Here is a 20,314-nt window from a genome sequence, read left to right as displayed (position 1 = left end):
CAAGGGCCCGCACCTACATCACGCCCGGCCGGACTGCCTTCGAAGTTGCTGGACCGTTTTGGCCGCCAAGCAACCGACATGCAGCTGTCCGTCACAGACAAATGCAACCTTCGCTGCACCTAGTGCATGCCGGCAGGTGGCATGCAATGGCTACCGAAGGAAGCCGTCATGACAGCAGGTGAGATCGAGAGAATCGTGGGCATCGGCGTCGAGCGCCTGGGTGTGAGGGAACTCCGAATCACTGGAGGAGAGCCTTTGGTCAGACCGGACCTCGTCGAGGTCATCGCCACACTTCGGGCGCGTCACCCCGGGCTCCCCATGTCCATGACCACCAACGGCGTCGGGCTCGATACGAAGGCGGAGGCGCTCGAGGAGGCCGGGCTTACCCGGGTCAATGTTTCCCTGGACTCCCTGCATGAGGAGGTTTTTACCCAACTGACCCGGCGCCCCTTCCTCGGCAAAGTGCTCGCCGGCGTCGAGGCAGCCCGCGCCGCGGGCCTTGGACCGGTCAAGATCAACGCAGTGCTGATGCGCGGTGTCAACGACCAGGAAGCCCCGGAACTGTTGGAGTGGGCCTTACAGCGAGACATTGAGCTGCGCGTCATCGAACAAATGCCGCTGGACGCGGAACGCGGCTGGACTGAGCACGGGATGATCACGGCCCCTGAGATACACGCCCCGCTGTCCGCAGACTTTGTTCTGGAGCGGGATCGCCGCCAGCGGGACGGAGCACCAGCCGAACGGTTTGAAGTACGACGACGGCACGTGGCTACCGGCGAAGCGTCCGGAACTGTTCTGGGAACCGTAGGGATCATTGCATCTGTCAGTGAACCTTTTTGTTCGGACTGCCGGCGTACCCGCGTCACGGCTGAGGGAAAGATCATGAGCTGCCTGTTTTCACGGGAGGAGTTCGACCTCCTGGCGCTCCTGCGGGCTGGTGCGCAGGACGACGAACTGGTGCACCTTTGGCAGGATGCCATGTGGAAGAAGCCGCGAGCGCACGGCATGGACCACGCTGGTCTCGGAACTGAAGACTTTGTGCAGCCTGACCGCAGCATGAGCGCCATCGGAGGATAAGACCAATGCTCGTTCGATATTTCGCCGCCGCCTGCGCAGCGGCCGGCGTCGAAGAGGAACACCTCGATGTTCCCGACGGCACCACCCTGGACGGACTCATCGCAGTCATGCTGACCGTAGACCGTGGGATAGCGGGAGCGGCTGGCACCCCTCTTTCGCTGGCCGAAGTCATCACCCGGAGCACGTTCCTACGGAACGAGGTCGCACTGCGGGACCGCGGTGCGGCGCTTAGTGCGGGAGATGTGGTGGATGTCCTGCCGCCCTTCGCTGGCGGTTAGTGCATCAAAACCTGCAAGGGTCACACCGGGGACGAGCGCAAACTTGCCCTCCGCCTAGCGCCGCCCGTAGCTGGTTGCCAGTGCTATTGCTTCCGTACGCGAGCTGACGCCCACCTTCCGGAAGATGTTTCCCACGTGGAATTTCACCGTATTTTCACTGATGTTGAGGGCGCCCGCGATTGACCTGTTCCGCTGACCCGACGCCAGATGCTGCAGCACTTCCAGCTCACGGCTGCCCAGGTTCCATGCACTTACGTCGCCAGGAGCAGTCTGCGGGGCGTCCAACGGAAGTGTCACGGACACATCGGCCCCCCCAGCCGGGCATGACATCCACCTGCATTCTTCCATCAAGGGCCTGGACCCTGCGGTCCAGCCTGCCCAAATTGGATGCGTCGGCGGACAGGGCGCCGCCTCCGTCGTCGCGGACATTGATCAGCAAATTTTCGCCGTCGCAGTCCCACTGTGCCCGGACTCTGCGAACCTCGGGCTGGTCCTCGCCAACTGCTTCGTCACGGCCTTTCGCTCAGCCATCGTCAATCCCATCCACCCGGCGTAACCCGGCCCCGCCCACCCGGCAACCCCGAACCAGCCGGAGGATTATTTATGAGGCAGTATGCCACTTCGCGGAGGTTATTTACGAGTCAACGCGCCCACTGGTGTCAGTGGTGCGACCGGCGTAGCGTCGGTTACATCCAAAAGCAGGCGGCAGCGGTCGCGTCAGCCGGTGCACGCCTCAATCCACTGGGGCGCATTCGCTGAAGGAGCCGGGAATGGCTGGATGGAACGCGGACACGGCGGCTGGCCCCCTGGGGGCAGGCACGGTCACCCTCGTTGAAGGCTCTTCGTTCTGCATTTCCTCGTCCAACGGGGACATCTACGCGGAGCTTCCGCACGGGGTCTTTTACCGGGACACTCGAATATTGTCCCGCTGGTTTTTGACCGTCAACGGGCAACCGCTGGAACCTCTGGCGGCACAGACCAAGCAGCCTTACCGGGCACTGTTTGCCGGACGCGTCCCCCGTACGGACGGATACGCGGACAGCCCATTAATCGTGGAGCGGCTGCGCGAAGTGGGAGCCGGGATCCTGGAAGAGATCACCATTCGAAACTACTCGTTACATCCGGCCGAGTGCGAGATCACGTTGGTCGCCGAAGCGGATTTTGCCGATCTGTTCGAAGTAAAGGAGGCCCGGACCCCTCAGCGCTGGGACCAGACCCGTGAACATCGTGGCGACTCGCTGGAAATACGCGCTGAATGGCAGGGCATACGGAAGGGCGTCGTCATCAAGGCTGAGGGTGCCAGCGCCACCTCCAAGGCCGTCACGTTCGGAACCACGATTCCGCCCTTCGGGAAATGGAGCACCCACGTCAGTGTGGTGCCGAATTTTGAAGGATTCGGACCCACAGCACCGTTTGCCCATCCTGCTCCTGGCGAAATGTCGCCCCGCGATCGGCGCCGCCAGGAGTGGGTGGCGAAGATTCCCGCACTCCAGATTGGCAACCGCTCCATCGAACGCACGCTCCGGCGCAGCTACGAGGACCTTGGGGCGCTCCGGATCCAGGATCCGGATTATCCGGAACGGGTGGTGGTGGCTGCCGGGGCGCCCTGGTTCATGACCCTGTTTGGCCGGGACTCCCTGTGGGCATCAGAAATGGCGCTGCCGGTTGACCCCTCGCTGGCGCTGGGCACCTTGCGCACGCTGGCAGATCGCCAGGGAACGGTGGTGGAAACGATGAGCGAGGAGGAACCGGGCAAGATCCTCCACGAGGTCCGGCTCGATATCTCCAGTGGTCTGGCCCTGGGCGGAAGGTCGGTTTATTACGGCAGCGTTGATGCCACGCCGCTCTTTGTGGTGGTCCTGGGATCGGTTAGCCGCTGGGGATTTGATAGGGAGATCATCTCCGCCCTGCTCCCTAACGCCGACCGGGCGCTCTCATGGATCCGCGACTACGGTGATCGGGACGGTGATGGCTTTGTGGAGTACGGGCGTCCCAACGAGCACGGGCTGATCAACCAGGGATGGAAGGACTCCTGGGACGGCATCAACTTTGCCGATGGCACCATTGCAGAGCCGCCCCTTGCGCTGTGCGAAGTTCAGGCGTATGTCCACGGCGCCTATATGGCGCGCGCCTGGATGGCATACGACGCCGGCGACCTCGCCTTGGCTGCGGAGCTTCGGGACCGCGCGGCCACGCTGAAGAAGCGGTTCAACGAAGAGTTTTGGCTCCCGGACAAGGGCTATTACGCCGTCGCATTGGACCGCGACAAGCGGCCCGTTGATGGCTGCGCCTCGAACATGGGTCATTGTCTTTGGTTTGGCCTGGTGGATGAGGACAAGGCACCGCTGGTGGTGGAGCGCTTGATGTCCCCCGAGATGTTCAGCGGCTGGGGTGTACGAACGCTGGCAAGCAACATGGGCGCTTACAACCCGGCCAGTTACCACAACGGTTCGGTTTGGCCACACGACAATGCACTAATTGTGGCCGGGCTGCTCCGCTACGGGTTCATAGAGCAGGCACAACAAATCTCCACAGCACTCCTGGAAGCCGCTGAATACTCCGGAGGTCGCCTGCCTGAGCTCTTTTGCGGCTTCGACCGGGAACAATATGCCGAGCCCGTCCCTTATCCCACGGCCTGTTCCCCGCAGGCATGGGCCGCCACCACCCCGATCCATCTGATCACGAGCTTAATGCGCTATGACGCGCACATTTCTCTCGGCGGACTGTGGCTGGACCCGGTGGTGCCGCCGTCCTACGGGGACCTGCACATCAGCAATGCACCCATGGGCAGCGGCCGGATCACCATCGACGTCTCGGGATCGGCTTACACCGTACATGGCATGCCGGAAGGTATAAAGGTCCACCACGGGCAGCGGCCATGGATTACCGACCTCGTGGAACAGGCACACCTGCATCCTCCGGGAAAATAGGACGGGCAGGGTTCAGGCCCAAATCTGATATCCGGTGGATTTGTCGAACAGCTTCAGCTTTCGCGTATTGGCTCCTACTCGGGCTATCCAGAGGACCGAGTCATCGTCGGCGGCTTGATCGACGACGCCGGTAACGATGTGCTCCCCCAGGAGCCACACCTCCACGGTGCGGCCTGTCAGCTGTGCCCAGTCCTTGCGCAGGCCACGTGGCGATAGGCGCGGCCGCAGAAACCGAACTGCCCCGCCGAGTTGGCGGACTCCCCCGTCATCAGCCGGCACGTCTACCGCAACAGAGCGCTGAGCTAGGCTGAATGCGCAGATTCTCGTGAGTCCGCATTAGGGAGGGAAATGAGCAGCTTCGACAATGGGAGCTTGGGCAGTGATCTGTTTGGGAACAGCGGCGGTACTGGGGCCGTGAGCTGTCCTGCGGTACTCGGGCGTTCAAGAATCAGACGGGCCTTGCTGTGCATCGGCGGGCTGATGAGCGTTGTGCTCGGGTTGAGCATTCGCACGCTCAGCGATGCGGCGTGGACCGGCCCTGCCGGTGATGGCCTGTACGCGGTTCTGGTCTATATTCTCGTGGCCCTCCTGATTCCGTCGAAGTCCAAGGCACTGATTGCGGCCGCAGCCCTTACGGTCTGTATGGTGATCGAGCTGTTCCAGCTCACTGGTCTTCCAGCCGAACTCGGAGAATCCTGGCCACCCCTTCGCCTGGTCCTTGGAACCACGTTCGGCTCCGCGGATTTGTTCGCCTACGCCGGCGGTGCTGCCGTCGCTTACGCGGTGGATCGGACGACGGGCACGGTGGTGAACAGCACTCGCCATCACTAGGTGCCCTGCTGTTCCGCCCCGGGGAGGACAACCACCCAACGAAGGTCCTGGCGGTCATGCGACAGCTATACCCGGATCCTAGGTCTACGAAACTTCACGATGCCCTCGACCACGACGTCGCTGCCACGTTTAGACGGGAAGGATCTCCGTTAGCAGGAACCGTCTCCATAGCTCAGCTGGACGGAGCAGCCCCCACTAGGGCAGGTCGCAGGTTCAAATCCCGCTCGGGGCACCAATGTTCATGACGGCAGAGCTCACTGAGTACCGGCTTCCAGGACGTCATGCAGCCCGCCTCCGAGCCACCATGAACAACCGGAAGCATGTTCGCTGTTTGTCATTCTGATCCCCATCATCGCCGGGCGGGCCCTCCGCGCAACCAGAGCGCTACGCGCCGCTCACGGTCCAAAATTTCGTTCGGCGCTCCTTCGTCGCTTATTTCCTCGCGAAATTTTGGACGGCTCCCGGTTCCACAAGTTGCACCACGGACCCTCAACCCCAGCGGTGACTCCGTTATCAGAACGACGCCGAAATCTGACAGACACACCCGGTGCCCGCCAGCTGCTGAAGGAGAAGGAACATGGAACCGCTCACCATCAAGACAACTTAAGCGGTTGACTAGCAGCAGACCCCCAACCACGCCCGCCCTGAAGTCCACAAAGAAGGCGACAGGCAATGGGCGGGAGCTAGTCCTTCTCCCCCAGCCCGATCAGGTCATGTTGCCCAGCCCCTCAATGACCATGAAGGAGTAGAAGCCAGACCCTTCCCCGAACCTGAGGAGAGCCACCCGGCCACACAACCGGCCTCCCAACAAAAATAGGCCCCGGAGGGCCCATCAAAAGTAGTTTTGTCCACAGTCAGCGGCCCAAAGGGCCCCTGACCTGCGGAAACACTGTGCCCGAGGTGGGACTCGAACCGGACTCCCGCCCCTGCAAACACTGGGAACTCCTGAAACATCCCCGATCCGGCCCAGTCCGACCGATGTACGACCCGATCCGAGATGTGATGTCGGGTCTGTCAGATTAACGGTGGGTCTGGCCTGGCTTGTGGTTAGTTGATTCTTCCCTCGAATGCGATCGCGAACGCGTTCAAGGCCGGCTTCCACCTCGTGGCCCATCGTGCCCGGCCCTGCCCGGTGGGGTCAAGGGAACGGGTCACGAGGTAGAGGCACTTCAGCGCCGCGGCGTCGTTGGGGAAGTGGCCTCGCGCCCGCACCGCTCGCCGGTAGCGGGCGTTGAGGGACTCAATGGCGTTAGTCGAGCAGATCACCCGCCTGATCTCCGCGTCCCAGTCAAGGAACGGCGCGAACTCGGCCCAGGCGTTGCGCCAGAGCCGTCCAATCGCCGGGTATTTGATCGCCCATTTAGCCTCGAATTCTCCGAAACGCTCCTTCGCAGCGGCCTCGGTCGGGGCCGTGTAGATGGGCTTAAGGTCCCGGGAGAGCTCATCCCAGTGCTGGCGCGGCGCGTAGCGGAAGGTGTTGCGGATCAAATGGATCACGCACGTCTGAACCGTGGCCTGCTCCCAAACCGTGGTGATGGCCTCGGGCAGGCCCTTGAGCCCGTCGCAGACTGCGATGCACACGTCCTCCACACCGCGGTTCTTGATCTCCGTCAGGACCCCGAGCCAGTACTTCGCTCCCTCCCCACCGTCTCCGGCCCAGATCCCGAGGATGTCGCGTTCGCCGTTCACGGTGACGCCCAGCACGACGTAGAAGGGCTTGTTGCGAACCTGCCCGTCACGGACCTTCACGTGGATCGCGTCGATGAAGACCACCGGGTAGACGCGGTCCAGGGGCCGGTTGGCCCATTCGGCCATCTCCTCCGAAACCTTCTCGGTGATCCGGCTGATGGTGTCCTTGGAGACCGTGGCGCCGTAGACGTCGTCGAAGTGCGCCGCGATCTCCCCAGTCGTCAGGCCACGGGCAGTCAGAGACAGAACGACCTCGTCGATCCCGTCCAGGCGGCGCTGGCGTTTCTTCACAATCTGCGGCTCGAAGCTGCCCTCCCGGTCTCTGGGAACATCGATCTCAACGGGGCCGATCTCGGTGAACACGGTCTTGGATCGGGTCCCGTTACGGACGTTCCCGCTCTCGGCCGGCCCGTGCCTCTCGTGACCAAGATGCTCCGTGATCTCCGCTTCCAGCGCGGTCTCCAGCACGTTCTTCGTCAGGCCGGCCAGCAGCCCACCCGGGCCCAGCAAGCTCACGCCCTGCTCGCGTGCCTGCTCCAGCAGCGCCTCAGCGAGCTCCTTCTGATCAATGATTTCTCCCGTCATGGGATCGATCATCTCTGCGGTCTCCGTCATAGCCTTGCCTTTCGGTCAGGCCACGCCGTTCCCACCGTTTTTCTTACAGTCCCCGGTCGCGGCCGTGGACCAGGCGTATCGGCGACTTCGTCTGCCCACTGTCCGGGTGGTCCTGGATGAAGCCCTGACCGTCGCGGCGAAGGAACAACTCTCCTATCAGGGGTTCCTGGCCGAGCTGCTGCTGGCCGAGTGCGATGACCGGGACCGGCGCTCCTCGATCCGACGCGTCAAAGCGGCTGGGTTTCCACGGAACAAGTGGCTCGGGGACTTCGATTTCGACGCGAACCCCAACGTCAACCCCGCCACCATCCATACACTGGCCACCGGAGACTGGACCCGAAAAGGCGCGCCCTTGTGCCTGATCGGGGACTCCGGCACCGGCAAATCCCACCTGCTTATCGGGCTCGGCACCGCCGCGGCCGAGAAAGGCTACCGGGTCAAATACACCCTAGCCACCCGGCTGGTGAACGAACTCGTCGAAGCCGCCGACGAAAAGATGCTCGCCAAAACCATCGCCCGCTACGGGCGGGTGGACCTGCTGTGCATCGACGAACTGGGCTATATGGAACTGGACCGCCGCGGCGCCGAACTCCTCTTCCAGGTCCTGACCGAACGCGAAGAGAAAAACTCCATCGCGATCGCAAGCAACGAGTCGTTCTCCGGCTGGACCAAGACGTTCACCGACCCGCGCCTGTGCGCCGCGATCGTGGACCGGCTCACCTTCAACGGCACCATCATCGAAACCGGCACCGACTCCTACCGCCTCGCCCACAGTCTCGCCCGGACCGGGCTTTGAACGGCGGCTGATTGACCTGCCGCGTCGACCGGTGCCAGGACCGCGGCGACGGGAAGAAGAATGCCGCTCTGACGTGATGCCGGACGAAGCCGGCGGGTTTAGCTTTGTTGTAACGGTGATGGATCCCACCGGGACCGGTTGATTTGCCGGTTCGGACCGCCGACCTGGCTGATGGTTCCTGCCCCGACTGTGAAGGGCAGGATGGTCGCCATGGCTGGAACCCGGAGCGGGCCGGGCATCCCGGCAACGCCGGACAGGGATAGGCTCACCGGCGTCCTGGCGCCCGTCGGCCCATTGGAACTATCCGTGGAGGAAGTGCGCCAACTCTGGTCGTTCATCCATGGAGACATCATGGACGGGAGCATGCGCCGGTTGCTGCGCGCTTCCCTCGGGTTGTGTCCCCGGCACACCTGGGCCTACGCCGTCGTGGAGGTTGAGCTGTGGCAGGCAGGCGCCGGAGTCCGGGGAGGCCACCAGCCCTTCGACGTCACGGTCCTTTACGAGGACCTTCTGGAACACGTCGCAGATGGGCTGGACCTGAAAACCTCGCTGTTGCACCGGCATCCGGACGAGGTGCTTCTGCCGCTCGGGCCCTGCCGGATCTGTGAGGACATGGCCTCCCCGAACCTGCCGGGTTTGCGGATGGGCTATGCGAACTCCAACACCGAAGCCCTCACCGTTGAAGCAAACGGGCTCGCGCACACCACGGCGTGGTGCCGGGAAACACTCCCGCTTTGGCGGGACCGGGCATGTCCCGACTGTGAGCCCGGCACAGCGGAAGGAGCCGGTAATCCGGTGCTGTTGTGCCGTTTCCATTTGGCCGCACGCCGTCCCCTGCCGGAGCATCTGCGGAACGCGGTGGCGTCGCGGCTACGTGAAGTCCGGGGACGGATGAGGCACCTGACCGAATCCATGACGGATTACGGGGCACCGAGTGGGGCCGAGGAAAATGCGTCCTGGATCGAGGCCCTCGGCTTCTTCGCGGGCTGGGGGCTGCCCCTGTACCTGGCCGCGGGCGCCACGGAAGCGGGGCCCGAAACGGACAGCACAGGCGCCGGGCGGAGAGACTGACCGCGTCATAGTGTGGCGGCCGTCGCCGCTGTCCCTGTAGTCTCTGTTCACGGTGATGGATCCCGCCGGAACAGCCCGCGCTTAAGGCGCGGGGCGTTCGAACCGCCTCCTGGCTAATGGTTCCTACCTTTGCTGATACGAAGGTAGGTGACTCATGCCCGCACCCGGCACGCTCGTCCTGCTCCGCCACGGCCAGAGCGTCCTGAACGCCCAGGACCGGTTCACTGGACTGCTCGACCCGCCCCTGACCCCGCTCGGGGAAGACGAAGCTGCCTGCTCCGGAGCCTTGCTGGCCTCATCGTCCTTTTCCCCCGGCACCGTCTACACCTCCACGCTGACGCGCACCCGGGCCACCGCCCGCATCGTCCTGGACGTCCTTGACGCCCCTGGCGTTCCGGTCCTTGCGGCGTGGGAGCTGAACGAGCGCAGTTACGGCTCCCTGACGGGCAGGGCCAGGAGGGAACTGCTCAGCGAGCTCGGGCCCGACGTCTTCCGTTTCTGGCGGCGCTCCTATTACGGGGCACCCCCGCCGATGTCACGGTCCGAGCTGGGCGCGATCCGGCGCAGCCGGGCGTTCGCGGGGCTGCCGCCGGAAGCGGTCCAGGCCACCGAATCCCTGTGCGGGGTGGTCAAGCGCGTCCGGATTTTCTGGCACCAGCACCTTCGCCCGAGGATCCGTGCCGGCGAGGACGTGCTGGTGATCGGGCACGGCAACTCGCTGCGGGCGTTGTGTCTTGTCCTGGACCGGCTCTCCCATGCCGAGGTCGAGGCCCTGAACATCCCCACCGGACACCCGCTGGCCTACCGCTTCGCCCCCGAGCTGGTGCCGCTGGTGCGGTGCGGGGTGTATCTGAATCCGCTGGCGGCGCGGACCGCCGCCGCACTGGTCGCCGCCGCCGGCGGGACCTGAGACAAGGAACGGAGAAAGTCATCATGTATGAACTACAGATCACCGGGGTCCGCGCCCTGCAGATCCTGGACTCCCGGGGCTATCCCACTGTGAAGGTCTGGCTCACGGCAGCGGAGGGCACGGTATCGGTGGCGTCGGCGCCGTCGGGGGCGTCCACCGGCGCGCATGAGGCGGTCGAGCTGCGCGACGGCGGCCAGGAGTATTCCGGCCGCGGCGTGCAGAAAGCCGTCACCAACGTCCGTGGTGAAATCAGCGAGCTGCTCACGTCCCGGAGCTGGAAGACTCTGGCGGACGTAGACCAGGCACTCCTCCGGCTGGACGGGACACCGGGCAAGTCGAGGCTGGGCGCAAATGCCATTGTCGCAGTGTCGATGGCCGCTACCCGGGCCTTCGCCACGGCGGCCGGGCTGCCACTGCACGTCTGGGTCGCCCAGACCCTCGGCCGGGCCGGGCGGCTGCCGATTCCGCACTTCAATGTCCTCAACGGAGGCCAGCACGCCGCGAACCCGCTGGAATTCCAGGAATTCATGATCGCCCCCGCCGGTGCACCCTCCTTCACCGACGGGCTCCGCTGGGGATCGGACGTCTACCACGCGCTGTCCCGGCGCCTGCGCCAACAGGGCCTTGCGACCGGTCTGGGCGATGAGGGCGGGTATGCCCCCGCCATCGCCCGCCCTGAGGAAGCACTGGACTTGATCGTGGCCGCCATCGAGGACGCCGGCTACACGCCGGGCCGGCACGGCGTCGCGATCGCGCTGGATCCTGCTGCGAACTCCTTCTACGCCGACGGGACTTACACGGTCGCCGGCAAGGCCCACACCCCGGAACAGATGATCTCCTACTACGAGAAGCTCATCACCGATTACCCGATCTGGAGCCTGGAGGACCCGCTCGCCGAAGAAGACACCGGCGGGTGGCCTGCCCTCACCGCGGCCCTCGGGAACAGGGTGCAAATCGTCGGGGATGACCTGTACGTCACCTCCGCGGACCGGGTACGGGACGGCATCCGGGACCGGTCCGCGACAGCGGTGCTGATCAAACCCAACCAGGCCGGAACCGTGAGCGAAACCTTCGACACGCTCACGGCCGCCTCGGAGGGCGGATTCGGCGCGATGGTCTCCCACCGCTCCGGGGAAACCGATGATACGTTCGTCGCGGATCTCGTCGTCGGATCGGGCTGCGGGCAGCTGAAATCCGGGGCGCCGGCCCGCGGGGAACGCGTCGCCAAATACAACCGGCTCCTGGAAATCACCGACGAGGACCCCTTACTGCCTTATGGCCCTACCGGCACCCACCTCAACGACCAGTGAGTAAACACCAGCCCGAACAGGAGCGCCCATGAATGAGCCAGAGAACGAGTCCCGCCCCGTCACAGGACAGACACCTTATGTTCCGCGCCGGATCACGGGATCCGTGCTGATGGGTGTGGTTCCCGGCCAGCCCTTGGCGGTCGCGCACCGGGCCGCGGAACTGGCCTACAGCCTGAACGTCAAACTGATCTGCGCGTACGTGGACGTCACCAGCTACCTGGCCGAGGAACCGGATGGCAGGGTCGAAGCCTTGCCGATTGATCCGGACGGGATCGATGACGACATAGAAGGGATCAGCGCCGGCATCAGGGAACGCCTGCAGGAGGCCCTGGACGGTAGCGGGGTCGGCTGGTCCTTCGTGACCCTCTCCGGTGACCCGGCCCGGGCCCTGGGGCGGCTGGCCGATTCGGCGGACGCTTCCGTCATCGTCGTGGGCACCCGCGAACGTGGCCTCGGAGCCCGGTTCGAGGAGCTGCTCGTCGGTTCCGTCGCGGTCCACCTCACCCACCGCCAGCATCGGCCGGTTTTGGTCGTCCCGCTCGCCAGGCACCACCGGCAGGAGGGCCACTGATGGAACCGCCTACCCCCGAGACCACAGCAACCGCCGGTGCTCCCGAAAAAACCGGCTCCGCGAGCACGGAGCGGCTGCCCATCGACAGTGACCCTGCAGGGACCGCAGCAGACGACGCGGACGCGGGGACGCTCGGCGAGGTGCGGGGCCACCGTCCGGTGCACCTTCACCCCGGGTTCGTGCTGGTCGTCATCACCGGGGGCGTGTTCGGCGCCTTGGCCCGCTACGGGCTCGGCACTGTCCTGCCGTCCCCGGGAGGGTGGCCGCTGCCGACCCTGATCATCAACCTGGCCGGGGCGTTGCTGCTCGGTGTCCTGCTGGAGGCCCTTGTCCGCCGCGGTCCGGACGCCGGACGGCTGAGGTTGATCCGTCTGCTCGCCGGGACCGGGTTCATGGGCGCCTTCACCACCTACAGCACCCTGGCCCTGGAAACGAACGCCCTCCTTGGGGCTGGACGGACCACCGACGCGGTGATCTATGTCGCCGCGACGGTGATCGGCGGAGCCGCGGCAACAGTGGCCGGGATCCGGGTCGCCGCCGGATACCACAGCAGGATGACCGCCCGGCGACGGGACGCGACCCTCCGCCCCGACCGACAGGAGAGCAACCGGTGAATGCCCTGACCATTCTCTTGCTCGGACTCGCCGGCGGATTCGGCGCCGGAACCCGCTTCGTTGTCGACGGGCTGGTCCGCTCGAGGCTCCGCACCGCCCTGCCCGTGGGCACCATCGCCATCAACGTCACCGGATCCTTCCTGCTGGGACTGGTCGCCGGGGCCGTGATCGTCCACGCGGCACCCGTCGAACTGCAGGCCATCGCCGGCACCGGGTTCCTTGGCGGTTACACCACGTTCAGCACGGCCAGCTTCGAGACGGTCCGGCTCGTCCAGTCCCGCCGCACCGGACTGGCCCTCCTGAACGGAATCGGCGCCGCGGTCGCGACGGTCGGTGCCGCCGCGGCTGGCCTGGCGCTGGCCAGCCTGCTGTGAGGCCAGGCATCGGCCTGGACGTGTCCATCAACTGCAGCAGGGAGCAGCCATGCCGGATATGAACGAACAGCGCCTGAACGTGGATCGGACAGATACTGCCAGGAGGAACAGGCTTGGACCGATGGGGTTCGTGCTGACCTTCGGTGTCGTGAGCATGCTGGCCGACGTCGTCTATGAAGGGGCCCGGTCCATCACCGGCCCGTTCCTGGCCGCCCTCGGCGCTACAGCGGTCATGGTCGGCTTCATCACCGGATTCGGGGAAGCGGTGGCCCTCGTCATGCGCCTGGGCACCGGCCCCTTGGCTGACAGGACCCGCAAGTACTGGCCTCTCACGATCGCCGGGTACGCCCTGACCGTGATAGCCGTCCCGCTGCTGGCCCTGGCAGGCTCCTTGTGGCAGGCATCGGCGCTGGTCATCATGGAGCGGTTCGGCAAAGCCGTCCGCACCCCCGCCCGGGACACCATGCTTTCCCACGCAGGGGCAGAAATCGGCCGGGGAAAGGCCTTCGCCATCCACGAAGCCCTCGACCAATCCGGCGCACTCCTGGGCCCGCTGCTCGTCGGACTCATGATCGCCGTCTCCGGCTACCAGCTCGGATTCGGCGTCCTGGCCACCCCCGGCGCAGTGGCCCTCGTTGCCGTGCTCCTGCTCCGCAGGGCCGCGCCGGACCCCGCACGCTATGACACACATGCTGTCAGCGAACCCGCGGCCGTGCCCGGCCAGGCGGCGGTGCGTGTCCCCTTGCCGGCCCGGTTCTGGTGGTACAGCGCATTCACCGCCGTATCTATGTTCGGGTTCTCCACCTTCGGCGTCATCTCCTACCACCTGGAAGTCCAGAAGGTGGTGCCCTCGGCGCTGATCCCAGTCACCTATGTCGTCTCCATGGGCGCAGCCGCCCTGGCTGCCCTGGCCTCGGGTGCCCTTTACGACAGGACGGGCTGCGCGGCCTGCTCATCGCGCTGCCGCTTACCGCCGCCGTCCCGTTCCTGTCCTTCACCACATCCCCCGGCCTGGTCTGGACCGGTGCCGTGGTCTGGGGAGCGGCCCTGGGCATTCACGAATCCACGCTCCGCGCCGCAGTCGCCGACCTCGTCCCGGCTGTCAGGCGCGGGACCGGATACGGGATCTTCACCGCCATCTACGGCATCGCCTGGCTGGCAGGGTCCACCATCATCGGCGCCCTCTACTCAGCCTCCCTCACAGGACTCATCGTCTTCACCGTCGTAACCCAGCTTGCCGCGCTGATCGCATTCATCCCCCTGCTCAAACCCGCTCCAGCGCAAGGCCACGCCACCTAGCCGGGTCTAGAACTGACCGGCCATGGTCATCACGGTGGCGGATCCCGCGAGAGACACGAACAGCGTTACCAGCAGATGCACCGCCGGCGCGACGGGTGCATGTCCCACGTCTTTCTGCCCCATCCATGACACCGCGAAAGCCGTCCCGGCATAAGCTGCCAGCGCGGTAAGCGCACCAAGCCCAAACGGTGACAGGGCCAGCCCAGATCCCGTAACAAGAACAACCCCAGCCAGCAGACCCAGCCCGAACGCAAGAGCGGCTTCCATAATCCACGACCGCCGGGAGCCGGCAACCGCATCGGGCCTGCGGTAAAGAATGAAACGGATCGATGCGCCCGTAACTGCCGCGACCGCGACGGCGAGGAAGTTACTAGGGTTCATCGCGGTCCTTCAAGAAAATTCATGACAAGCCCCATCGACATCAGATCCGCCGCCGTCCGGGTGGACCGTTCATGCCAGAATAACCGCTTCGTGGGTCGCTCAGGTGGGTACCGTTCGGACCGTCCTACTGGGCTCCGTTCAAGTTGACACAATCGGTGGAGGGAGTCATGCAGGGCGAGGCCGGCGTCAATGTCGTCGTTCGAGAAGCGACCTCCGACGCTGGTCAGGAACATCTCGACGACGATCTGGAACCATACCCAGTTGATGGGCGGGTACTCCTCACCTATTACCGTTTCGAACCAGGCAATCAATTGTTCCTTGACCCGTGGCGGTAGCTTTTCCCAAAGCACTTCGCGTGTGAGGGCCAGGCCCACGGCCAGTGAGGCGGCCTCCACTTTGGCCTGTTGCACTTCCCGCGGCGTCGGCCAGCGGTCCGGGTTTGCCGGGTTGGTGCCGGCGTCAAGGCCCGCAGCGTACCAGTCGGCGATCCATCCGGTTCCTTCCGGATCTCCCGCGATTCTGAAGGAGGCCAACAGAAAAGTCCGGGCGAAGCCTTCCAGTGAATCACTGTGAGGGCCATAGTGACTGTTCGCGCCGGGCAGATACAGGTTCGCGTGGTCGTCGGTGGCATAGCGCTGGACCGAGCGGAGCAGGTAGTCGGCGTAGGCGCACCAGTGCTCACGGGTCAGGCCGGTGTAGGGGAGAGCTTACGGTCGAGCGGAGGCAGGGCCAGGGCACGGGGCAGGGCTGTGGACGTCATGGTTTCCTTGGTTGTGTCAGACGGCAGTGAGCCAGTCGATGGCGCGCAGCAGGAGCTCGCGGTGCTCTGGAGATTCATAAGAGGCAGCGTCGTGACCCAGTGCGTCGTAGAACGTCCGGCCCGTCCTGCCACCGGCGGAAGGCCGCTCGAGGGACCACAGCACAGGATGCTCTTGCCCTTCGTAGTTATGGTGTGCGCGGACCCGGATGCAGGGGGACGTCCGGAGGTAGCTGTAGCGCTCATCCATGACTTCGAAATTCGGAATGCCCTGGACGATGGGACCGGATTTAACCGCGATGGACGCCGGGCCGTATTCCGGATGCATCGAGGTGCCGCGCACCCAGCGTCCCCCCCAGAGCTTCTTCCCAGGCCTACAGGTCAAGAAAGCTCGGGAGCTGGAGTGGCTCACCAGCAGCGGCCGGTTCGAATCCAGCCACCGGGTCAGCCCGGCGGCAGCGGCGGGCGTTCCCGGCTAGGGCCCGCCGTCTCTTGGCAAACCTACGTTGACCACCAACAGGGCGGGCAGGTCTGCTGCTTCTGCGCGCGAAAGGCTGGCTAATGCCCCGTCGACGTCGCCGTGAACTTTTACCCTTAATGCTCTCTCCCGGAGGAGGCCCGCCAATGCTTCGGAAGTCTCGTTGAAGGGATGCCAGGGGTCCGAATAGCGGCCACTGCCGCTGAGCAGCATGGCAACCGGTCCGGTGGCTGGGGTTTTGCCGTCGTGCAGTTACATTCACGACAATTCCTGCAGGACGTGAGGTGCACGCGGGGCGACTCGAGAAGATTCCCGAAGAATCAACTCGGGGTTGAGCTCGATCCGGTGGACAGGGCGGGAGGAGCCCTCTGCAAGCCGGGCAGCCATCAGCTGCACAGCCACTTTTCCTACGTACTGTTTGGGTGGTCGGACAGCCGAAATTGCGGGTTCGCCCAGATATGCCACCTCGTCGTCGTCTTGAGAGCGACGTCGCCGCGAATCAGATTCAGCGCCTCGGACACGCGCAGGCCGCACCCATAGAGGAGCCTGATCAAGACCGGGAGCACAACTGGCATGACCGAGGGCGCTCTGGCCTCAAGCCGGTCGAAGGAGGCGAAGAGCTAGTCCAGCTCGCGCCGGCTGAAAACGTATGGTGTGAACGAGTTCCGGTCGCCGCGACGCTTCGGGGTCTGCGGCAAGGCCACCGGGAAGTCCTGTGCGGCCAAGGTAGTTGAGGAATTGGTTCGTGTATGCAACTCGGTTGCGCTGGTTGCTGGCCAGTTCATTGGGCCGTCGGTGGCACCATTGGTCGACGTGCTCCTGACGGATCGCCATCTCGGTTTGGCCTGTGGAGGCGATGAATCTGGACATCGCCCACAACGTCCGGGGCACGGCGGTATAGCTCAGGCCTATGCGCGCTTGTATCGGACGAAGGCGGCCATGTGCTCGGCGAAGACGGACTCGTAGTATGACGCCTGCTCATCAATCCTCATCGTCGTCACCGCCAAGGCTGACGAGATAGCTCTCGTGGAGGCCGGGCACGTCCAGAGCGCACTCGCGCAGCTGTCCCAGATCGATCTTCAGGTAGATCGCCGTCGAACCGGTGCTGGCGTGCCCGAGTGCCTCAGAGATCGCCGGGAGCGGCACTCTTTTCTCCAGCAAGGCTGAGGCAAGCGAGTGTCGAAGGGCGTGTGGACCGTGCTTCTTTCCCGCCGGGATCGCAACCCCTGCGGCTTTCAATCGTGCATAGACCACGGCGTGGATCGATACCGGCAGCATCGGCTCGCACGGGCCGTGCAACTTGAGGAACACGTACTCGGAGTCCGAGTGCGGTCTGGCGTTGCGCAGGTAGTCGATGATCGCTTCACCAACATCGTTGAGCAGGGGCAGCGTCAGGACCTGGCCGGTCTTCTGCTGGATGACGGGCCGGCCCCAACCAACAAAATGCTGCCAGCGACACCCACAGCCACAGCCACGCCCATGGTGAAGCGCATACACCTACCCCAAACCGATGTAAGAAGAAGAAATCCTCAGATGAGCATAGTGCCGGCAGGTCTGCCGCCACTCGTCTCGGGCAATGTACACAAGGCTGATGTCTGGCTCCTGAGCGGACTGCGGGAGAATCGGGAGCAGCTTCTTTGGCCGCTAAGTATGCAGACATCCCTCAGCGGGCCATTTCGAGCCGTCCATGACACTGAGAGCGAGCAATTGTGGGTATCTTCAAGAGGAAGTCTCCGGAAGCGGAGACAGCTGACTCCGATCTGACGTTCTTCACGCATTCCAAGGCAGATGAGTTTCGGGCGATCGCGCGCGAAGTTTTCGCCGAGATGGGACTGGAAGTTCAGGTCCACCCTGGTCATGCTGTCGATGACTCCGGACGGGAGTTCGGCTTCTGGAACGTTGGTGCCATTTGTTATGAGCAGCCCCAGTCCGCGTGGCGCGGGGTGATCGGCGAACATCTTCAACGCGTGCTGGCGAGCTTCGATGCACCCGATCCCTTCGACGTCCTTGCCCCTCAGGACGTAGCGAGGCTGACCTTCGCACGACTTTATGACGAGGCAAGCATCCCAGGGATCGACGGCTACCCACACAGGGAGCTCGCACCGGGTATCGTCGAGATGCTTGCGCTGGACCTTCCAGACACCGTTGCGGTTTTCAACCATGACAATGCGAAGAAGTTCGGTGGATGGGAAGCCCTCCAAAGGCAGGGAATCGATAACCTCCGCGAGTTGGAAACGGAACGCCCCAAAACGCTCCCCGCGCCCGGAGGGGGGACCTTCAATGTCCTCCTGGGTGAATCTGTTTACACCGCGAGCCGGGCCCTGCTTCTTCCCGACTTGGCCACAGAACTCACGGGTCAGCGCGTTCGAGAAGAGTTCGGGTGGCTCATGAGCGTCCCGAACCGGCACCAAGTTGTCTGGCACGTCATCGAAGACGCCGCCGTCGTCTCAGCGCTTAACGGAATGGCCCGCTTCACCGCCATGGGATACGCCGATGCACCCGGATCGGTGAGTCCACACATCTTCTGGTGGAACGGCACGAGCTATGAACAACTTACCCACGTGCGCGAGGACGGCTCGCTGACGCTTCGCGTCAGTCCAGGGTTCCAGGCCGTTCTTAACTCGATAACTGCGAACAGATAGCAACGGCCCTACATCCAGCGCGGCCAAGAGGCCGCTTTAGGATCCCTTACCGGCTGCGCAAATAGCGCTGTAAAAAGGCCGCCATATGTCGCTGAAAGTCACACGGCGAGGCTTTTGATGAACGCTTCATGGGACTGAATAGCGGCCGGTGGAGGTCCGACTAACGGGGCGCGTGAAGGCGATGATTTTAGGGATATGGAAATCCCGAACCGGGTGTGTTTTGTTTAGGCCGCCGACGCCTTGGATTGTCCTGAGACACTTCAAGCATGACGAATCGCCAGTTCCCCTTCGCCCCAAGAACCAGCAAAGATTTGGAGCAGGGCGACATCATTGCTGTTCCTTGTGGGGCCTGCCTTCATGTCGTTGAGCTTCAACGCGAAGGAGTTGGCGCCCGCTCCACCTTCGTGGTTGGACCCTTACCTTGGAGTGGGGCAGAGCCACCGACGGAACGAGATGTGACGGGTCTGGCAGTCACAGAGCAAGGACTTACGCGGATTGAGCTTTTCACACAGGGAGGTCTGCAAGTCGTCGCGAACAGCCCTCTTGTGCCGACCGCCTTCGCGTCGAACTACCGAGACTTTGAGGTGGGCACTAAGCACCTTGTTTGGGGATGGAGGGCGGCAATCCGCAAGGCGACGGCAGCAGCTGCTGCCACCTGACCGAATGGCCTGGTTGGTGATGGTCCAACGGGCGGCTTTGGTCAACCTTCGCGGCCCAAGAGCTTCCTGGCGAAGTGAAGGAGCTCGGAGGCCGTCTGCTCGTGACGCTGCGGCATGTCGCCCCAGACGTCCAAGAGGTACACGAGCTCGTGCAGCTCCATTGGCTGGCCTAGTGGGAACCAGCCTGCCCGGTACATGAGCCTCGACCCGGGGAGGACGTCGATCCGCCCTTCGACGATCTCCTGAGCCCAGTACTTAAGGAGAAACCTCGCCCCTTCCTCTTCGTCTTCGTGCCGGACGCTGAGTTCATCGCGGACTACATTCCACATGTCTGCCGAGTCGGCCCGGTCTCCTGTCGGAAGGCCTGCCAGTTCACGAAGTGAAGGGGCGTCGTAGCCCAGGACGAGGAGCTCAGCGGCATAGTCAGGCAGCTCGTGAGGCGGGATCAGCCCCGTCTGCTCACAAAGGAAGATTGCTCGCGCCCTCAGGTTGGCCTGACTATCCATAGTGGAAAATATAGCGGGGCGCGGACAGGCCCTCCTCACTGTCCCGGTAAGGGATCCCTCACCGGACGCTTGTAAGCCGGCTCCGTAGTGGCTGCGGCCCGCCTGCCGCTTGGGTGTCCTGCAAGGTAGGTTTCGGGCCAACCGCAAAAGGCGACCTAGCTCAGAGCGCCCCAAGGCGATTTGACGAGATTTCGGAGAGTGGTTATATTTTTTTCTCGTAAGAAAAAGAGAACGGAAGTTCCCCCGCTTAAAGTAGCTGTAGTTGCCTGTTTGGGGGAAGCACCGTTGCAGTAATACCTGGTCGTCGGACAGCTTGAGACGGCCAGAGCAACACCAGCAGTACCTGGTCGTCGGACAGCTTGAGACGGCCAGAGCAACACCAGCAGTACCTGGCCGTCAAGCAGTAGGAGACGGATGCAGAAATACCAGTAACACCTGGTCGTCGGACACAGCAGTACCGGGCCGTCAAGCAGTAGGAGACGGATGCAGAAATACCAGTAAAACCTGGTCGTCGGACAGCTTGAGA

The 20,314-nt window shown here is 63.9% G+C and carries 19 protein-coding genes, 1 tRNA gene, 2 pseudogenes and 2 riboswitches; of the genes and pseudogenes, 14 read left to right on the top strand and 8 right to left on the bottom strand.

Annotated features, from left to right (window positions below):
- The first annotated feature begins 33 nt into the window (after positions 1 to 33).
- Both moaA and J7I79_RS20665 read left to right on the top strand, forming a co-directional pair.
- Positions 34 to 1,077 (top strand): annotated as a pseudogene (moaA, locus tag J7I79_RS20670) (GTP 3',8-cyclase MoaA).
- Positions 1,078 to 1,082: 5 nt separating this feature from the next.
- The gene (locus tag J7I79_RS20665; RefSeq protein WP_214956490.1) at positions 1,083 to 1,355 is read left to right on the top strand and encodes a MoaD/ThiS family protein; all 273 of its coding nucleotides are present in this window, start codon (positions 1,083 to 1,085) and stop codon (positions 1,353 to 1,355) included.
- A gap of 54 nt (positions 1,356 to 1,409) precedes the next feature.
- Here the strand turns inward: J7I79_RS20665 and J7I79_RS20660 are convergent.
- Positions 1,410 to 1,848, bottom strand: a pseudogene (locus J7I79_RS20660) (LuxR C-terminal-related transcriptional regulator); the annotation flags it as partial.
- A 277-nt stretch (positions 1,849 to 2,125) separates the two neighbouring features.
- Between J7I79_RS20660 and J7I79_RS20655 the strand changes: the two are divergent.
- The 3 genes from J7I79_RS20655 to J7I79_RS20645 all read left to right on the top strand — a co-directional run bounded on the left by J7I79_RS20655 (position 2,126) and on the right by J7I79_RS20645 (position 5,351).
- Entirely contained in the window at positions 2,126 to 4,285 is a 2,160-nt protein-coding gene (locus tag J7I79_RS20655; protein ID WP_214956488.1) for a glycogen debranching N-terminal domain-containing protein, read from the top strand.
- 348 nt (positions 4,286 to 4,633) lie between these two features.
- Entirely contained in the window at positions 4,634 to 5,116 is a 483-nt protein-coding gene (locus J7I79_RS20650; protein WP_214956486.1) for a DUF2809 domain-containing protein, read from the top strand.
- Positions 5,117 to 5,283: 167 nt separating this feature from the next.
- Positions 5,284 to 5,351: transfer RNA gene (locus tag J7I79_RS20645), tRNA-OTHER, on the top strand.
- Between the two features lie 812 nt (positions 5,352 to 6,163).
- Here the strand turns inward: J7I79_RS20645 and J7I79_RS20640 are convergent.
- Positions 6,164 to 7,420, bottom strand: a complete 1,257-nt coding sequence (locus tag J7I79_RS20640; RefSeq protein WP_396020224.1) for an IS256 family transposase — start codon at positions 7,418 to 7,420, stop codon at positions 6,164 to 6,166.
- Here J7I79_RS20640 and istB point away from each other — a divergent pair.
- The 8 genes from istB to J7I79_RS20600 all read left to right on the top strand — a co-directional run bounded on the left by istB (position 7,419) and on the right by J7I79_RS20600 (position 14,294).
- Positions 7,419 to 8,216: an IS21-like element helper ATPase IstB gene (istB, locus tag J7I79_RS20635; protein ID WP_214956563.1), complete on the top strand. Its 798-nt coding sequence runs from the start codon at positions 7,419 to 7,421 to the stop codon at positions 8,214 to 8,216. The two genes, J7I79_RS20640 and istB, sit on opposite strands and share 2 nt — an antisense overlap.
- A 105-nt stretch (positions 8,217 to 8,321) precedes the next feature.
- A riboswitch (Fluoride riboswitch) is annotated at positions 8,322 to 8,404 on the top strand.
- Between the two features lie 22 nt (positions 8,405 to 8,426).
- Positions 8,427 to 9,287, top strand: a complete 861-nt coding sequence (locus J7I79_RS20630) for a hypothetical protein (protein WP_214956479.1) — start codon at positions 8,427 to 8,429, stop codon at positions 9,285 to 9,287.
- A gap of 42 nt (positions 9,288 to 9,329) precedes the next feature.
- Positions 9,330 to 9,420, top strand: a riboswitch (Fluoride riboswitch).
- A gap of 21 nt (positions 9,421 to 9,441) precedes the next feature.
- Complete coding sequence (locus J7I79_RS20625; RefSeq protein WP_214956477.1) at positions 9,442 to 10,197, top strand: 2,3-diphosphoglycerate-dependent phosphoglycerate mutase; 756 nt, start codon at positions 9,442 to 9,444, stop codon at positions 10,195 to 10,197.
- Positions 10,198 to 10,220: 23 nt separating this feature from the next.
- Positions 10,221 to 11,507 carry a phosphopyruvate hydratase gene (gene eno / locus J7I79_RS20620; protein WP_214956475.1) on the top strand — a complete coding sequence of 429 codons (1,287 nt, stop codon included), beginning with the start codon at positions 10,221 to 10,223 and terminating at the stop codon, positions 11,505 to 11,507.
- Between the two features lie 28 nt (positions 11,508 to 11,535).
- Positions 11,536 to 12,078: a universal stress protein gene (locus J7I79_RS20615; protein ID WP_214956473.1), complete on the top strand. Its 543-nt coding sequence runs from the start codon at positions 11,536 to 11,538 to the stop codon at positions 12,076 to 12,078.
- Positions 12,078 to 12,692 carry a CrcB family protein gene (locus tag J7I79_RS20610; RefSeq protein WP_214956471.1) on the top strand — a complete coding sequence of 205 codons (615 nt, stop codon included), beginning with the start codon at positions 12,078 to 12,080 and terminating at the stop codon, positions 12,690 to 12,692. Before J7I79_RS20615 ends, J7I79_RS20610 begins: the two co-directional genes overlap by 1 nt.
- 5 nt (positions 12,693 to 12,697) lie before the next feature.
- Positions 12,698 to 13,066 carry a CrcB family protein gene (locus J7I79_RS20605; protein WP_214956561.1) on the top strand — a complete coding sequence of 123 codons (369 nt, stop codon included), beginning with the start codon at positions 12,698 to 12,700 and terminating at the stop codon, positions 13,064 to 13,066.
- Between the two features lie 49 nt (positions 13,067 to 13,115).
- Positions 13,116 to 14,294, top strand: a complete 1,179-nt coding sequence (locus J7I79_RS20600; RefSeq protein WP_214956469.1) for an MFS transporter — start codon at positions 13,116 to 13,118, stop codon at positions 14,292 to 14,294.
- Positions 14,295 to 14,371: 77 nt separating this feature from the next.
- On the opposite strand, the gene J7I79_RS20595 is transcribed toward J7I79_RS20600, so the two are convergent.
- The 5 genes from J7I79_RS20595 to J7I79_RS20575 all read right to left on the bottom strand — a co-directional run bounded on the left by J7I79_RS20595 (position 14,372) and on the right by J7I79_RS20575 (position 17,478).
- The gene (locus tag J7I79_RS20595; RefSeq protein WP_214956467.1) at positions 14,372 to 14,746 is read right to left on the bottom strand and encodes a hypothetical protein; all 375 of its coding nucleotides are present in this window, start codon (positions 14,744 to 14,746) and stop codon (positions 14,372 to 14,374) included.
- A complete protein-coding gene (locus tag J7I79_RS20590) occupies positions 14,743 to 15,399 on the bottom strand; it encodes a DUF2264 domain-containing protein (protein WP_251043103.1) in 657 nt (218 codons plus the stop codon). The genes J7I79_RS20595 and J7I79_RS20590 overlap by 4 nt, the downstream gene beginning before the upstream one ends.
- A gap of 123 nt (positions 15,400 to 15,522) precedes the next feature.
- Positions 15,523 to 15,951 carry a ThuA domain-containing protein gene (locus J7I79_RS20585; protein WP_214956559.1) on the bottom strand — a complete coding sequence of 143 codons (429 nt, stop codon included), beginning with the start codon at positions 15,949 to 15,951 and terminating at the stop codon, positions 15,523 to 15,525.
- Between the two features lie 288 nt (positions 15,952 to 16,239).
- Positions 16,240 to 16,446 (bottom strand): substrate-binding domain-containing protein, encoded by a 207-nt coding sequence (locus J7I79_RS20580; protein WP_311380630.1) that lies wholly within the window; start codon positions 16,444 to 16,446, stop codon positions 16,240 to 16,242.
- A 516-nt stretch (positions 16,447 to 16,962) separates the two neighbouring features.
- Positions 16,963 to 17,478 (bottom strand): tyrosine-type recombinase/integrase, encoded by a 516-nt coding sequence (locus J7I79_RS20575; protein WP_214956465.1) that lies wholly within the window; start codon positions 17,476 to 17,478, stop codon positions 16,963 to 16,965.
- Positions 17,479 to 17,690: 212 nt separating this feature from the next.
- Here J7I79_RS20575 and J7I79_RS20570 point away from each other — a divergent pair, with 212 nt between their 5' ends.
- Positions 17,691 to 18,623: a hypothetical protein gene (locus tag J7I79_RS20570; RefSeq protein WP_214956463.1), complete on the top strand. Its 933-nt coding sequence runs from the start codon at positions 17,691 to 17,693 to the stop codon at positions 18,621 to 18,623.
- Positions 18,624 to 19,323: 700 nt separating this feature from the next.
- On the opposite strand, the gene J7I79_RS20565 is transcribed toward J7I79_RS20570, so the two are convergent.
- Positions 19,324 to 19,788, bottom strand: a complete 465-nt coding sequence (locus J7I79_RS20565; protein ID WP_214956461.1) for a hypothetical protein — start codon at positions 19,786 to 19,788, stop codon at positions 19,324 to 19,326.
- Positions 19,789 to 20,314 lie beyond the last annotated feature (526 nt).

It is taken from the genome of Arthrobacter sp. ISL-69, assembly GCF_018613775.1.
Classification (GTDB): domain Bacteria; phylum Actinomycetota; class Actinomycetes; order Actinomycetales; family Micrococcaceae; genus Arthrobacter.
The sequence above is the reverse complement of the archived record's forward strand: the minus strand, read 5'-3'. Positions and strand labels throughout refer to the sequence as shown.

Excerpts from the sequence above, each read along its gene's own strand:
- eno (WP_214956475.1), top strand. The coding sequence starts at position 10,221 with ATGTATGAACTACAGATCACCGGGGTCCGCGCCCTGCAGATCCTGGAC.
- J7I79_RS20655 (WP_214956488.1), top strand. The coding sequence starts at position 2,126 with ATGGCTGGATGGAACGCGGACACGGCGGCTGGCCCCCTGGGGGCAGGC.
- J7I79_RS20630 (WP_214956479.1), top strand. The coding sequence starts at position 8,427 with ATGGCTGGAACCCGGAGCGGGCCGGGCATCCCGGCAACGCCGGACAGG.
- J7I79_RS20595 (WP_214956467.1), bottom strand. The coding sequence starts at position 14,746 with ATGAACCCTAGTAACTTCCTCGCCGTCGCGGTCGCGGCAGTTACGGGC.
- J7I79_RS20600 (WP_214956469.1), top strand. The coding sequence starts at position 13,116 with ATGCCGGATATGAACGAACAGCGCCTGAACGTGGATCGGACAGATACT.
- J7I79_RS20565 (WP_214956461.1), bottom strand. The coding sequence starts at position 19,788 with ATGGATAGTCAGGCCAACCTGAGGGCGCGAGCAATCTTCCTTTGTGAG.
- J7I79_RS20640 (WP_396020224.1), bottom strand. The coding sequence starts at position 7,420 with ATGACGGAGACCGCAGAGATGATCGATCCCATGACGGGAGAAATCATT.
- J7I79_RS20625 (WP_214956477.1), top strand. The coding sequence starts at position 9,442 with ATGCCCGCACCCGGCACGCTCGTCCTGCTCCGCCACGGCCAGAGCGTC.
- J7I79_RS20610 (WP_214956471.1), top strand. The coding sequence starts at position 12,078 with ATGGAACCGCCTACCCCCGAGACCACAGCAACCGCCGGTGCTCCCGAA.
- J7I79_RS20650 (WP_214956486.1), top strand. The coding sequence starts at position 4,634 with ATGAGCAGCTTCGACAATGGGAGCTTGGGCAGTGATCTGTTTGGGAAC.
- J7I79_RS20615 (WP_214956473.1), top strand. The coding sequence starts at position 11,536 with ATGAATGAGCCAGAGAACGAGTCCCGCCCCGTCACAGGACAGACACCT.
- J7I79_RS20665 (WP_214956490.1), top strand. The coding sequence starts at position 1,083 with ATGCTCGTTCGATATTTCGCCGCCGCCTGCGCAGCGGCCGGCGTCGAA.